Raw genomic sequence first — 12,262 nt, 5'->3', positions numbered from 1 at the left:
GACGCGAAAGGAAGAAACAGACATGTCGTTTACTAAACTTGGTCGGATAATCGCTTTCGTGATCGTGATTTATGGTCTTCTGGGAATCGCATTTGGAATCGGAATTGCGTTCTTGGCTGGTGACATGGAAACCAACCAAATCCTAGCAAGGCGATATCTTGGAAGCGTCACAAGCGGCGAGAGCATCAATGAAGGCGTATATGCGGGCGCAGCTTTGAGCTTGTGATTAATTGAGCTCAAGTCGTGTTTAAGAATTACAAATTTTGGTTGGGAGAAACGAAATCGGCACCATCTTCCGTAAACAGTACGTCCGGCCAAGGTTTCACGCGATCTTGAACGATTGAGCCGAAAATGCTCTCGCCGACCGGGATGGTCACGGACGCGCGCAATTCAGTACTGAAAGCTTTCGAGACCGTCGTCTCCAAATGCTGCATGTACTCGGCTACGAAGCGGCCGACGCATGGCTCAAAGAGGGATGCGACGCTGTTTTTATCGTGAATTGGATAGGCCGAATTCCACGTGGCTCCATAGAAGCTTAGGATAAAGACACCAGTCGACGACGACTTCCAGCCTTTGGAGACGACATGGGCGCCGATCGACGCCTTGATCTTGCCCAAGCGTTGGTCAATGGCACGGATCTTGTCGCCGTCGAATGCACCGTGCGATCTCGTCAAACTCGTCGCTGCTTGGTGTTATGTAAAACAACTCGACATGTGCAGTTTCGCGAGGACTCGACACGAAAAAAAAGGCCCCGCCAACAAGTTTTAGCGAGGCCTCTGAAATAATGAAAAACACTCTTTCAATGCATTAATGAAACATATCAAGCTGACGCTGGCGTGACCATTTTTTGTTGTGATTTTGGCAGCAGTAATAGGGCGGTTTCGAGCCAAATTCCGTCCTAATCAACTTTAATGTTGGTATTTTTGTTGGTACAAATATCTAAATAATCAATTTTACTATTGATAAATATGTAATTTAGATTCCGCCCCCGGGCACCAATTTAATCAATGACTTAGCGATTTTCCGTGAGCTTCGAACAATAGTGTGTGTAATTCATGTGTAATCTAGCCCAACTTTTTGGACCAAGGCCAGGCAGCTGCACAACCTCTGTTTAACCATGGTGTTAAATCCGAAGGCTCGCGCCCGTCGCGTTGGTAGGCTGCTGCCGCTTGCCGCAGCTTGCCCCAAGTTCGGCTGCGCGCAGGAAGTACCATTTGCAAAGTTTGGCCCGCTCACCGACAGCGGACCTTCAAGCTGAGTGCGGCGAATGCCGGGATAGAGACCTCATTGACCGATGCTGCACAATCCACGAATGACTGCTATCCTTGAAAATGGAGTCGGGTCAGGGTTGGTTTGTGTCGCGTGTTGGCGAGTTGGGTGTGGTGAACAAAGACACGCTGTAACGACGGTGAGAAGTTTCATCTTTATTTGGAATTGAGAACATGAAAAGCTTATCTGGGCATTGCCTTTGCGGTTCGGTCTCTTGGACGGCGGCTGATCCAATTCTGTGGGCGGCGCTTTGTCACTGTGAAGACTGTCGAAGAGCATCATCATCCGATTACGTCAGTTGGTTCGGTGTAGAGCGGGAGCATGTCGTATGGTCAGGGCCTCGCAAAACCTATCGTTCATCGCCGAATGTGGAGCGGAGTTTTTGCGAAGACTGCGGTTCACCGCTCTCCTTCGAGACAGACGTCTTTCCCGATGAAACGCACCTTTATGCAGCAACTTTGATTGACCCATCTTTGTATCAGCCGACTGCACATATTTTCTGGTCAGAGCGGTTGCCGTGGATCGAAGGACAAGATGCGCTTCCGAAGCATACTAAGGGCTTACAGGCCTCAGCAGAAGCGGGAGAGCATCTTCTAAGCAATCCTGATTAATGCGCTTATTCTAAAACCCTAGTGCCATGCGCCAAAGCGGGCATTCACTCATCGTCTACAAATTCGCGCTTCGTCCGCATCTCAGTCACTCAGCTGCGCTGCCATCAAGATCCGCTTTGGCCATCTCAGACAGAAGCCTTAATGACCGATTCGGGCTGGGAGCGGTCATTAGATGTGTTCAGCACCATGGTCTGGACCTGTACCGCAATCATTGGCCCGCAGACGTCTGATCAGGCCGAATTTTTGGGCTTGAGCTTATGAACGTTAGCGGGCTGCGTGCCACTGACCCGACCTTCCAACCGCTCCATCGCCGCCTCGATGTGAGAGCCGCTTTGGTGCGCGTATCGCGCAACCATGGACAAGGTCTTATGGCCGGAAATACGCTGTACCGTTGGCAAGTCCACACCGGCCTGGACCAGATGTGTTACCGCTGTATGACGTAGGGTATGTGCCTGTGCAAAGCGAACCGATATGCGCGCCATGCGCCCACTGCCGGGCGATCCAACTCCACACAACATTTGACGTATTCTTTGATGGCTCAACACCGGAGCAGACATAGACACGAGCCTTTAAAGCTTGCTGTTGCAGAGCGCCATCAACACTCACTGAAAGGCCGTTCGAGCTTACAACGGGCGCGCCATCGTCGGACAGGACAGTCCAGCGATAAAGACCACGCCCCGACAGTTGATTTGAAATCCTCAAGACCTCGATCGCTGTGACAAACGCAATCATCGAATACGAAGGGACGAGCACAAACACGAAGTCTATTGGATCGTTGACGGCCCTCACCGCGACATGCTCTGTGCCACGCGGAACTCTGATCAAGGTTTTCTGCCGCGAACGAACACTCATTGGGCAGCGCCTAGTCCAATAGTGCCGTAAGCTCTGACCGCGCTTTTGCGATACCCGCTTCGTCGCGCCTATAGAATGTCCATTGCGCGATGCGCGTCGATTGCACCAGGCCAGCCTCTTGCAGAATTTTCATTTGCGATGTGGCCGATGGCTGCGCGATGCCCAGTTTGTCCGCAATATAGCCTACGCATACGCCGTCCTTCTCAAGATCGCCGGTATGCTGCGCGGGGAAGTTTGCAACAGGATCAACGAGCCAGCGTAAAATCTGTTGGCGGCGTTCACTGGAAAGCGCCTTTGCAATTTCACTCATAGCTTGACTCCTATATAGGATATATCCTATCTTACAGTTCGAAATCATTTGAAGCAAGGACTGACATGCTAGATCTTTCGAACACGTATCATCATGATGGAAATGCAGTCGCATGGGGGCAAATGGGTGACGGGCCACCACTGGTCCTGTTGCACGGCACGCCGTTCTCGTCGCAGGTCTGGCGGCGCATCGCACCACTGCTCGCCTCCAGCTTTACCGTCTATTACTTCGATCTGATCGGCTACGGGAAGTCAGAGAAACGCGACGGGCAGGATGTGTCTCTCAATGTCCAGAATGATCTACTGGCTGCACTCTTTGCACATTGGAACCTCGATAAACCAGAAGTGCTCGCCCATGATTTTGGGGGCGCAACCGCGATGCGCGCATGGCACCTCAATGATCTACGCTATTCCAAGCTGACGATCTTTGATGCTGTTGTCGTTCGTCCGTGGGGATCGCCGTTTGTCGCCCATGTGCGCGAACACGAGGCGGCTTTTGCCGGAATGCCAGCCTATATGCACGACGCGCTCTTGCGGGCTTATTTGCAAACGGCCGCACACCAGCCGCTGTCTGACGAGGCATTTGATGTCTACATGGAGCCATGGTTGGGTGATGTCGGCCAGCCAGCGTTCTATCGACAGATTGCACAAATGGATCAGGCACAGACCGACGAGGTTCAGGACCAATACGGCGCTATGGATTGCGATGTGCATGTCCTGTGGGGCGACAAGGATGACTGGATTCCGATCGAGCGGGGTCAGGCGTTTGCAAATCTGATTGCCGGTGGAAACATCACCAGGATCGAAGGCGCGGGTCACTTGGTACAAGAAGACGCACCAGAGGTTATCGTCGCCGCTATGCTTGATCGCCGCGACTGACATGCGCAAACCCGATCCCCTTCTTCAGCCATTCCGCTTGTGTAATCTGACATTGCGCAATCGAATTTTCAGCTCTGCCCATGCACCATCTTACGCAGAAGAAGGCCACCCAAAAAATCGCTATCGCCTGTATCACGAGGAAAAGGCCAAAGGCGGGGTTGCGCTTACGATGATTGGGGGATCAACCAACATCGCTCCTGACAGCCCCTCTGTGTTTGGTCAGCTTTATGCTGGCGATGACAGTATCATCCCGTGGTTCAGGCATCTGACGGATGGTGTGAAGTCTCACGGATCCGCTGTGATGTGCCAAATTACGCATATGGGACGCAGAACAGGGTGGGACGGTGCAGATTGGCTACCTGTGATCGGGCCATCTCCGGTGCGCGAACAGGCACATCGCTCTATTCCAAAAGAAATGGAACAGAGCGACATAGATCGTGTTGTTGCATCCTTTGCTCAGGCTGCCCGGCGCTGTGTCGAAGGTGGCTTTGACGGGATCGAAATCCTGTGCCACTCGCATCTGCTCGGACAGTTTCTCTCCCCGCATACAAACAAGCGAAATGATGATTACGGAGGATCACTGGAAAACCGCACGCGTATGGCCCTTGAAGTTCTTGATGCAGTGCGCGCCCAAGTTGGACGCGACATAGTTCTTGGCATGCGTGTGACCGGTGACGAGCTGATCCCGGATGGCCTGACAGCTGCGGAATGTGTCGAAATTGCGCAACGACTTTCATCGACGGGTCATGTGGATTTCCTCAATACGCTTGCGGGTGCGCCCTATGACGATCTGGGATTGGCGGGGTGGGTGCCTCCAATGGGGTATGGGCAGCCGGTGAAACTGACCGTCGCTCAGCAGATCAGAAACGCTGTCGAAATCCCGGTGTTCTACGCGGGTGGCATCAACGATTTGGCAACAGCCCGTCACGCGATTTCGGAAGGGATGGTGGATATGGTTGCAATGACCCGCGCTCAGATTGCTGATCCACATATGGTCAACAAGATCGTTGGCGGGGACGAAGACCGCATCAGGCCCTGCGTCGGACTAGGGTACTGCGTGGACCGTGTTAATCAAGGCAAGGATGCAGTGTGCGGACACAACGCGGCGACAGGACGAGAGGCGGTGTTGCGACACACGCCTGCGAAAGCCGAAAACGCAAAGACAGTCGTGGTTGTCGGCGGCGGCGCGGCGGGCCTGGAAGCGGCGCGGGTTTCGGCACATGCCGGGCACAAGGTTCATCTCTATGAAGCGTCGGACAAGTTGGGGGGCCAGCTCCTTCTTGCCTCAAAAGGGACAGTTCGGCGCCAGATCGCCGGTGTTCTGGAATGGCTGGTGGATGAGGTAAATTGGCTTGCAGTCGACGTCCGCCTCGGCACCTTTGCGGAACGAGAGGACATTCTGCAACATGAACCCGATCTCGTAATCATCGCGACGGGTGGTTGGCCGGACCAGATCGACTGTGAGGGAGGTGAACACGCGCTGTCATCCTGGGACGTTTTGTCGGGGAATGCCGTCACTTCCGGCGAGGTTCTGATATGGGATGAAATTGGAGCGCATTCTGGTGCGGTGATCACCGATTTCCTGACGGGCGTCGCAGGAAAGGTCTGGTTGACGACACAAGATCACACCTGTTTGCAGGAGCTCGGGGTCACCACGCGTCCCGTGGTAATGAAATCGCTATATGCCAAAGGCGTTGCGTTCAAAACGGACGTAAAGCTGAAAAGAATTGAACGAGAGGGCAACCGACTGCGCGTCACGCTGGCCAACGTCCTAACCGCCCAGGAAGCAGCGCAAACGGTCGACCACGTGGTCGTTGAAAACGGATCGCGCCCCTTTGACGATGTTTATGAGGATTTGCGCCCATTGTCGAAAAATGCAGGCTTAGTAGATCAGACCGCCATGCAAATGGGCAAAGCGGCATTCCCTTCGTCGAACAATGACGGAGGTTTTGCGCTGGCAAGAGTGGGTGACTGCATCAGCAGCAGAAACCTGCACGCAGCAATTTATGATGCCAATCGGCTGATACAGGGTTGGAGAGAATGAAGCCGGTCTAGGACCTGCAAAATTGAAGATGCGGACGTTCATCATGGCAACTCAAATGCCCGCTAAGTCCGCTCAGCAGACCTCAAAGCAAGACGCTGCGAATGGCTGCTTTCAGCCAGTTTCAGGTCCAGAGAATGTTGGAAAAACGAACATTTCTTCCAACCGTCATGTTTTTGGCCGAACCGAAAATACCTTCCAGTTTCCACGGAGCTGCGCCCGGCTCGAAAAGCCCCAGCATCAGTCCGCCGACCTCTTCACGGTAATAGGTGTAGGTTGAAGGATCTTCCAGGACCGGCAGATCGCGGCTGAGCCCTTCGTTGTTTTCGGTGATCAGGTAATAATGCTCGGCGGCCTGCAGCGGCAGATTGATCCCGGCTCTGGCCCCCAGCTGGCGGGACCACATCCCGCCACAGATTACGACGTTTTCGGCGGTGATGGTCTGGCCATCAGCAGTGCGAACCCCGGTTGCGGTACCATTCTTGGCCATGATTTCGGACGCGGTCGTGCCTTCGAAAAACCGGGCGCCGCCCATCCGTGCACCCTTTGCCAGCGACATGGTCACGTCAACCGGATTGGCGCGTCCATCCTCAGGTATGTAGAAGCCCGCCAGCACATCGTTCAGATCCCCGATTGGGAACAGATCGGCAGTTTCCTTTGGTGAGATTTCATGGATGTTGATCCCGTGACGTCGCATGAAGGGGGCCATAGTGCCCCGCACTTAGCGCCAGCCATGCGCATTGCTGATGATCTCATGCGCGCGGTTCACGACTTTCGCATCCTCCGCATCGCCGCCCTGATCAGGATGCACGCGGCGCATCATATTGCGGTACGCGGCCTTGAGTGCGGCGCGATCAAAAGTGCCGGTTTCCAGCTCAAGGATGATGCATGCAACTTCATAGCGCGTGAGGCCGCGCCATAGATGTTCAGCCTCTGGCTCCTGCCATTGTTCCAGCCGCCGCGTGCGGAACGGCGCGCCGATCAGATGCCACAGAATTTTTCCAGTCCCGCTGACCAGCAGGAGCAGGGCGGGTACGCTTGCCAACAAATGTTGTCCCGCTTTTCCGACGACGATATCTTAATACTCGTCAACCACGGCATGGATGATCCGAACAAAATCCGCGATGGTTGGTTCACGCACCAACGCAGTGAAATTCGAATTATCGAAAAAAAGCAGCCACCTTGGTATGCAGGCGGTTTTGGTCACCCAGACTATATAGCTGACTTCGCTTATTGGGCGCAGGTTCCGCATTTCACAAACCACGAGGCGCTATTCCTTTCGCTAGGTGTCGAACCGTCACACTTTTCCGAGGATGCAGTGCGGAAAATGGCGGTCTCACTTAGCAAAGGCGTCGATCTCTGGGATACGCTTCGATATATGCTGCGTCGGCGAGATCAAATTAGCCGCAAATTCCCCATGTTTTCTGGTGCTGGCCGCATTAGGCCGAAGGAGCTTTTTAGTTGGTTTGATCTCGTGTCGTTGGACGTACACCCCGGCTTCTCCTCCCATTATTTGAAACCTGAGACGGTGGCCTCTGATAGTCCCGGGGAAGGGCTGGACGTACGACCTCACAAGCGAGAAATTGACTCAATTTGCCAGCTATTCGCTGCAATGGTCATTGAGTATTACGGTTATGATCCCAGCGCGGCACGAAGCCCGGTCCCAAAAGAAGTCAACGAACTTGCAGCTGGAATGGGGCTTCAAATGTCCGAAGATACGATTCGAAAGTACTTGAGGCGGGGCGCAGACCATATCTCCAAGGATTGGAAGCCGAAGTGATTTTGATCGTTTAACGATTAAAATTAAAAAGATGATATGAAATCAATGATCTATTTTTGATCCGCTTCAAGTTGGCGTGATCCCGTACATCGGTCGCTGAACGTTCCAGTCTTTGTTGGAACTGCAACAATTGAGATCGAGCAAAGATGGATTATCCCAATTTCCCAAAGTCAGGCTTTGTGCGCCTGTCGCAAATATTGGCCCCGGCGGGTCCCATTCCAGTGTCAAAATCGACATGGTGGCAAGGCGTCAAGGATGGGCGGTTTCCACCGTCTCAAAAACTTGGACCGCGCACAACGGTATGGAAGGTGGAGGACGTGCGCGCACTGTTTGAGGGCGACGCAAATGAGTAAGCGTGCCAACCCGATGGCGGTAAAGTCGGCCCTAACATACGACGTTTCGGAGGCAGCAAAGGCGCTCGGAAAGTCCCCCGCAACAATCCGCAATTGGGTGAAGGATGGCTTGCCTGTGATGTCTTCCAAGAAGCCTTTGTTGTTCTCAGGCTTGGCGCTGCGTGAATATCTGCGGGCCAAATATCGCGCCAAAAAGACGCCTCTCGCATCCGACGAATTGTACTGCCCATCCTGTAAAACAGGTCGCAAGCCTGCTGCCATGACAGTTGAGGCCTTCTCAAATTCGACGAAAACAACCCGCTTGCTTGGCATTTGCAGCCATTGCGACGCGTATTCGAGCCGCATCATTTCCAATGGAAAGTCAGATGCGTTTGCCCAAACCTTTCATGTCAAAGAAGGCGGGCATCTGTCATATCGGGTAGCGATGCGCCGCCAGTCTTTCAGCTTTGCAAACAGGTTGGACGGTCATTTAGAAAAGTGGTCTATATTTCATGTCATTAAGGCCATGTTGTAACCCGTGTTGTAAAGAATGTTGTAAGTCGGTCCCGCCTCTGAACTAGAGTTCCACCATCTCAAAACGGCTGTATACTTCCGTGCCTGAGATTTTGAACATTCAATTTCAGTGAGTTGTTCGGATGCGGCCCGAGCTTTGGTTGTTGCGGCCCTGCTAGACCCCTTTTTCCCCCAGAATGCCTCTGTAAGCCTCAGATTTGCGCTTGATGGGGGGGCGGGAAGTTGCCGGTCAACCACTTCAGGCGGGAGTTCTATGCCGAGGCTGATGCGCAGTAGCCAACCTGACGAATGGGTCATCCTTGCCGCCATCCACCGACTGCGAGCGCCACCGCTATGCGCGTGACAGCGTTCCCAACTCAAACTCAACGAACGCGGCTCAACAGGTCTGTCCAGGGCGCTGAGAAACAGGGCCGCCGCGACACCCCGGCAGGGATTCGCGGCTCGATCCAACCAGTTCGGGGTGTTTACGCAACCGCAGACACCGCTCGGGGTAGAATAATGCTTGATTATGGGGCAGCATAAGGCAACCGTACAGACAAATGGCAGGCCACTTGGGGAATGTCGGCTCATATGATCTTCCCCATGATGAAAGGGCGGCGCGGTAACGCGATGATCATGCGGTTGCAACCGAACGAGGGGGTCACCCTGCGCAACACCATCAAAGAACCCGGCCCCGGCGGATTTCGGCTGACCGAAGTGTCACTCGACATGACCTTCGCCGAATCGCTTGGTGACCACGCCGCACCGCAAGACTCCTATGAGCGGCTGATCATGGATGTGATCCGCGGCGATCAGACCCTGTTCATGCGCGGTGACGAAGTCGAAGCCGCCTGGAGCCGGGTCGATCCGATCCTCACCGGCCGGGAGGAGGCGCGGCAGGCCCCGTCGCCCTATGACGCTGGCAGCTCGGGCCCGGAGGACGCGCTGATGCTGTTGCACCGGGACGGACGCCGCTGGCGCGAAATCGAGGCCTGACCATGACAATTCAATCCGGACGAAACGCATCAAAAGCACGTATCGCCAAGCAGGAGACCCGAGATGACCAAGCCGGTCGAGACTATTCAACGCGTAACTGACAGGATCATCGCGCGCAGCGAAGCCACCCGTGCGGCCTATCTGGCCAACATGGCCGCGGCGCGAGCCAAAGGGCCCGCGCGGGCGCATCTGTCGTGCAGCGGACAGGCGCATGCCTATGCGGCCTCGGGCTCGGACAAGGACCGGCTGGCAGCCACCAGCGCGGGCAACCTCGGGATCGTCACCGCCTATAACGACATGTTGTCGGCGCATCAGCCCTTTGAACGCTATCCCGACTTGATCCGCGCAGCCGCGCGTGAGGTCGGCGGTACGGCGCAGGTTGCCGGTGGGGTGCCGGCCATGTGCGATGGCGTGACGCAGGGCGAGGCGGGGATGGAGCTGTCGCTGTTTTCGCGCGACGTGATCGCGCTGGCGGCCTCGGTCGCGCTCAGCCACAACACCTTTGATGCGGTGGTGTTCTTGGGGGTTTGCGACAAGATTGTGCCGGGTCTGGTGATCGCGGCACAGGCCTTCGGGCATCTGCCTGCGGTCTTCATGCCCGCCGGTCCGATGGAAAGCGGCTTGCCCAATCACGACAAAGCCAAGGTGCGTCAGCAATTCGCCGCCGGAGAATGCGGGCGCGACGCGCTGATGGCGGCCGAGATGGCCGCCTATCACGGCCCCGGAACATGCACATTCTACGGCACCGCCAACACCAACCAGATGCTGATGGAGTTCATGGGGCTGCACCTGCCCGGGGCCAGCTTCGTGCCGCCCAACACCGAACTACGCGACGCACTTACCCGCGAGGGCGCAAAACGTGCCCTCGGCCTGAGTGCCTTGGGCAACGACTACACCCCGGTTTGTGATATTCTCGATGAACGCGCCTTCGTGAATGGCATCGTCGGGCTGAACGCAACCGGCGGATCGACCAACCTGCTCATTCACCTTGTTTCCATGGCGCGCGCAGGCGGGATCATTCTGGACTGGCAGGATTTTTCCGATCTCAGCGACGTCACGCCGCTGCTGGCACGCATTTATCCCAACGGGCTGGCAGACGTGAACCATTTCCACGCCGCGGGTGGGTTGGGCTATCTGATCGGCGAGCTGTTGAAGGCCGGGCTGCTGCATTCGGACACGCAAACGGTAGCCGGGCAAGGCCTTGAACACTACACGCAAGACCCGTGCTATGCGCAAGGTAAACTGAGCTGGCGCAAGGGATCCGGGCAAAGCCTGAACGAGAAAATCGTTCGCCCCGCGCATGATCCCTTCCAGCCGACCGGCGGCCTCAAGCGCCTGACCGGGTCGCTGGGCACGGCGGTGATGAAGGTCTCGGCCGTTGCACCCGAACATCAGGCTGTCGAAGCGCCGGTCCGCGTGTTCCACGGTCAGGACGAGGTCAAAGCGGCCTTCAAGGTCGGCGAGTTGACCGGTGACGTGATCGTTGTTGTCCGCTTTCAGGGCCCTAAGGCCAATGGCATGCCCGAACTGCACAGCCTGACGCCTCTCTTGTCTATCCTGCAGGGGCGCGGTCAAAAGGTCGCTCTGGTGACCGACGGGCGCATGTCCGGGGCCTCGGGCAAGGTGCCCGCCGCAATCCATGTCAGCCCGGAGGCGGTGGACGGCGGCCCGATTGCCCAACTGCAGGACGGCGATCTGCTGCGTGTCGATGCTGTGACAGGTGCGCTCGACATCCTGACCCTGGACGTCACAGACCGCCCCGCCGTCACGGCGGATCTGTCGGCAAACGCTGTGGGCACGGGGCGCGAGCTTTTCGCGGCCTTCCGCAACTCTGTCAGCGCGGCCACGGCCGGCGCGTCCATTTTTGGAGGTTGAACCAGATGACCCTTTCCCCACGCGATGCAAGCCGGTTGGCACGCGATTTCTGTGCACTGGCCCCGATTATTCCGGTACTGGTTGTCGATGACGCAAGGTCGGCCCGGCCCTTGGCCGAAGCCCTTGTCGCTGGTGGGCTGCCCGCGCTTGAGGTGACCCTGCGTACCCCTGCGGCGCTAGACGCCATCGCCGCGATGAGCAAGGTTCCCGGCGCGCATGTGGGGGCGGGCACGCTGATCACGCCCGAAGATGTGCGGGCCGCCAAGGACGCTGGTGCGACTTTCGGCGTTTCACCCGGCGCGACGGATGAATTGCTCGCCGCTTGCGAAGCCGAAGATCTGCCCCTGCTGCCGGGCGCTGCCACCGCAACCGAAGCGATGCGCCTGCTGGCGCGCGGCTATGACATGCTCAAGTTCTTCCCTGCCGAGACCTCGGGTGGGGCACCTGCGCTCAAGGCTATCGGCGCGCCGTTGCCGCAGATCACCTTCTGCCCGACGGGCGGGATCAACCCGGGCAATGCCGAAACATACCTGACGCTTTCCAACGTGCTCTGTGCCGGTGGCAGCTGGGTCGCGCCCAAGGACCTTGTCACAGCGGGCGATTGGGCCGGTATCGAGGCCCTGGCCCGGACCGCCGCCCGCCTGGGAACCGAAGCATAAGGGGCATCTGGAAAAAGCTGGAGCAAAACGATGCGGCAGCGCAGGGCCGTACGATCCTGTCCCTGTTCAACGATCCCGATCGGTTCGATGGTTTTTCCGCCTTAACAATAACCTTACCGTCATCGAGGCTCTCATCGCAGCGGGTG

At 56.4% G+C, this 12,262-nt stretch carries 14 protein-coding genes and 1 pseudogene; 10 read left to right on the top strand and 5 right to left on the bottom strand.

Translation table 11 applies throughout. The features are described from left to right. The first annotated feature begins 22 nt into the window (after nucleotides 1-22). Nucleotides 23-226: a hypothetical protein gene (locus BUB78_RS03275; protein WP_073195005.1), complete on the top strand. Its 204-nt coding sequence runs from the start codon at nucleotides 23-25 to the stop codon at nucleotides 224-226. Between the two features lie 28 nt (nucleotides 227-254). Here BUB78_RS03275 and BUB78_RS03270 read toward each other — a convergent pair whose 3' ends face one another. After that, nucleotides 255-617, bottom strand: coding sequence for a hypothetical protein (locus BUB78_RS03270; RefSeq protein WP_220083975.1), 363 nt, complete (start codon nucleotides 615-617; stop codon nucleotides 255-257). Nucleotides 618-1,442: 825 nt separating this feature from the next. Here BUB78_RS03270 and BUB78_RS21520 point away from each other — a divergent pair. Continuing rightward, on the top strand, nucleotides 1,443-1,880 hold the full coding sequence (locus BUB78_RS21520) for a GFA family protein (protein ID WP_073195001.1): 438 nt from the start codon (nucleotides 1,443-1,445) through the stop codon (nucleotides 1,878-1,880). 230 nt (nucleotides 1,881-2,110) lie between these two features. Here BUB78_RS21520 and BUB78_RS21515 read toward each other — a convergent pair whose 3' ends face one another. Together BUB78_RS21515 and BUB78_RS03255 are read right to left on the bottom strand one after the other, a co-directional pair. Further along, on the bottom strand, nucleotides 2,111-2,362 hold the full coding sequence (locus BUB78_RS21515) for a tyrosine-type recombinase/integrase (RefSeq protein ID WP_425442127.1): 252 nt from the start codon (nucleotides 2,360-2,362) through the stop codon (nucleotides 2,111-2,113). Nucleotides 2,363-2,742: 380 nt separating this feature from the next. Continuing rightward, nucleotides 2,743-3,042, bottom strand: a complete 300-nt coding sequence (locus BUB78_RS03255) for an ArsR/SmtB family transcription factor (protein WP_073194999.1) — start codon at nucleotides 3,040-3,042, stop codon at nucleotides 2,743-2,745. A gap of 65 nt (nucleotides 3,043-3,107) precedes the next feature. Between BUB78_RS03255 and BUB78_RS03250 the strand changes: the two genes are divergently transcribed. Both BUB78_RS03250 and BUB78_RS03245 read left to right on the top strand, forming a co-directional pair. Beyond that, the gene (locus BUB78_RS03250) at nucleotides 3,108-3,920 is read left to right on the top strand and encodes an alpha/beta fold hydrolase (RefSeq protein WP_073194997.1); all 813 of its coding nucleotides are present in this window, start codon (nucleotides 3,108-3,110) and stop codon (nucleotides 3,918-3,920) included. Nucleotide 3,921: 1 nt separating this feature from the next. Then, a complete protein-coding gene (locus BUB78_RS03245) occupies nucleotides 3,922-5,964 on the top strand; it encodes an oxidoreductase (RefSeq protein ID WP_073194995.1) in 2,043 nt (680 codons plus the stop codon). Nucleotides 5,965-6,085: 121 nt separating this feature from the next. Here the strand turns inward: BUB78_RS03245 and BUB78_RS03240 are convergent, their stop codons facing one another. After that, nucleotides 6,086-6,670, bottom strand: a complete 585-nt coding sequence (locus tag BUB78_RS03240; RefSeq protein ID WP_245813339.1) for an NAD(P)/FAD-dependent oxidoreductase — start codon at nucleotides 6,668-6,670, stop codon at nucleotides 6,086-6,088. A gap of 12 nt (nucleotides 6,671-6,682) precedes the next feature. Then, on the bottom strand, nucleotides 6,683-7,006 hold the full coding sequence (locus BUB78_RS03235) for a J domain-containing protein (RefSeq protein WP_139279235.1): 324 nt from the start codon (nucleotides 7,004-7,006) through the stop codon (nucleotides 6,683-6,685). A 3-nt stretch (nucleotides 7,007-7,009) separates the two neighbouring features. Here BUB78_RS03235 and BUB78_RS03230 point away from each other — a divergent pair, with 3 nt between their 5' ends. The 6 genes and pseudogenes from BUB78_RS03230 (at nucleotide 7,010) to eda (ending at nucleotide 12,116) form a co-directional block, all read left to right on the top strand. Beyond that, on the top strand, nucleotides 7,010-7,741 hold the full coding sequence (locus tag BUB78_RS03230) for a hypothetical protein (protein WP_073194991.1): 732 nt from the start codon (nucleotides 7,010-7,012) through the stop codon (nucleotides 7,739-7,741). A gap of 146 nt (nucleotides 7,742-7,887) precedes the next feature. Beyond that, on the top strand, nucleotides 7,888-8,094 hold the full coding sequence (locus BUB78_RS03225) for a helix-turn-helix transcriptional regulator (protein WP_073194989.1): 207 nt from the start codon (nucleotides 7,888-7,890) through the stop codon (nucleotides 8,092-8,094). Then, nucleotides 8,087-8,608: a helix-turn-helix domain-containing protein gene (locus BUB78_RS03220; protein WP_139279233.1), complete on the top strand. Its 522-nt coding sequence runs from the start codon at nucleotides 8,087-8,089 to the stop codon at nucleotides 8,606-8,608. The genes BUB78_RS03225 and BUB78_RS03220 overlap by 8 nt, the downstream gene beginning before the upstream one ends. 566 nt (nucleotides 8,609-9,174) lie before the next feature. Beyond that, nucleotides 9,175-9,582 (top strand): annotated as a pseudogene (locus BUB78_RS03215) (glucose-6-phosphate dehydrogenase); the annotation flags it as partial. A 63-nt stretch (nucleotides 9,583-9,645) separates the two neighbouring features. Further along, nucleotides 9,646-11,457: a phosphogluconate dehydratase gene (gene edd, locus BUB78_RS03210; RefSeq protein WP_073194985.1), complete on the top strand. Its 1,812-nt coding sequence runs from the start codon at nucleotides 9,646-9,648 to the stop codon at nucleotides 11,455-11,457. A 5-nt stretch (nucleotides 11,458-11,462) separates the two neighbouring features. Further along, complete coding sequence (eda, locus tag BUB78_RS03205) at nucleotides 11,463-12,116, top strand: bifunctional 4-hydroxy-2-oxoglutarate aldolase/2-dehydro-3-deoxy-phosphogluconate aldolase (protein ID WP_073194984.1); 654 nt, start codon at nucleotides 11,463-11,465, stop codon at nucleotides 12,114-12,116. Nucleotides 12,117-12,262: the final 146 nt, after the last annotated feature.

It is taken from the genome of Roseovarius marisflavi (assembly GCF_900142625.1).
Taxonomy (GTDB): domain Bacteria; phylum Pseudomonadota; class Alphaproteobacteria; order Rhodobacterales; family Rhodobacteraceae; genus Roseovarius; species Roseovarius marisflavi.
This window is presented reverse-complemented; position numbering and strand designations above follow the sequence as displayed.

What these genes read in the sequence shown, in the direction of transcription:
- BUB78_RS03240 (WP_245813339.1), bottom strand. Translation starts at nt 6,670, where the DNA reads ATGGCCCCCTTCATGCGACGTCACGGGATCAACATCCATGAAATCTCA.
- BUB78_RS21515 (WP_425442127.1), bottom strand. Translation starts at nt 2,362, where the DNA reads ATGGCGCGCATATCGGTTCGCTTTGCACAGGCACATACCCTACGTCAT.
- eda (WP_073194984.1), top strand. Translation starts at nt 11,463, where the DNA reads ATGACCCTTTCCCCACGCGATGCAAGCCGGTTGGCACGCGATTTCTGT.
- BUB78_RS03220 (WP_139279233.1), top strand. Translation starts at nt 8,087, where the DNA reads ATGAGTAAGCGTGCCAACCCGATGGCGGTAAAGTCGGCCCTAACATAC.
- BUB78_RS21520 (WP_073195001.1), top strand. Translation starts at nt 1,443, where the DNA reads ATGAAAAGCTTATCTGGGCATTGCCTTTGCGGTTCGGTCTCTTGGACG.
- BUB78_RS03230 (WP_073194991.1), top strand. Translation starts at nt 7,010, where the DNA reads ATGTTGTCCCGCTTTTCCGACGACGATATCTTAATACTCGTCAACCAC.
- BUB78_RS03225 (WP_073194989.1), top strand. Translation starts at nt 7,888, where the DNA reads ATGGATTATCCCAATTTCCCAAAGTCAGGCTTTGTGCGCCTGTCGCAA.
- edd (WP_073194985.1), top strand. Translation starts at nt 9,646, where the DNA reads ATGACCAAGCCGGTCGAGACTATTCAACGCGTAACTGACAGGATCATC.
- BUB78_RS03275 (WP_073195005.1), top strand. Translation starts at nt 23, where the DNA reads ATGTCGTTTACTAAACTTGGTCGGATAATCGCTTTCGTGATCGTGATT.
- BUB78_RS03250 (WP_073194997.1), top strand. Translation starts at nt 3,108, where the DNA reads ATGCTAGATCTTTCGAACACGTATCATCATGATGGAAATGCAGTCGCA.
- BUB78_RS03255 (WP_073194999.1), bottom strand. Translation starts at nt 3,042, where the DNA reads ATGAGTGAAATTGCAAAGGCGCTTTCCAGTGAACGCCGCCAACAGATT.
- BUB78_RS03245 (WP_073194995.1), top strand. Translation starts at nt 3,922, where the DNA reads ATGCGCAAACCCGATCCCCTTCTTCAGCCATTCCGCTTGTGTAATCTG.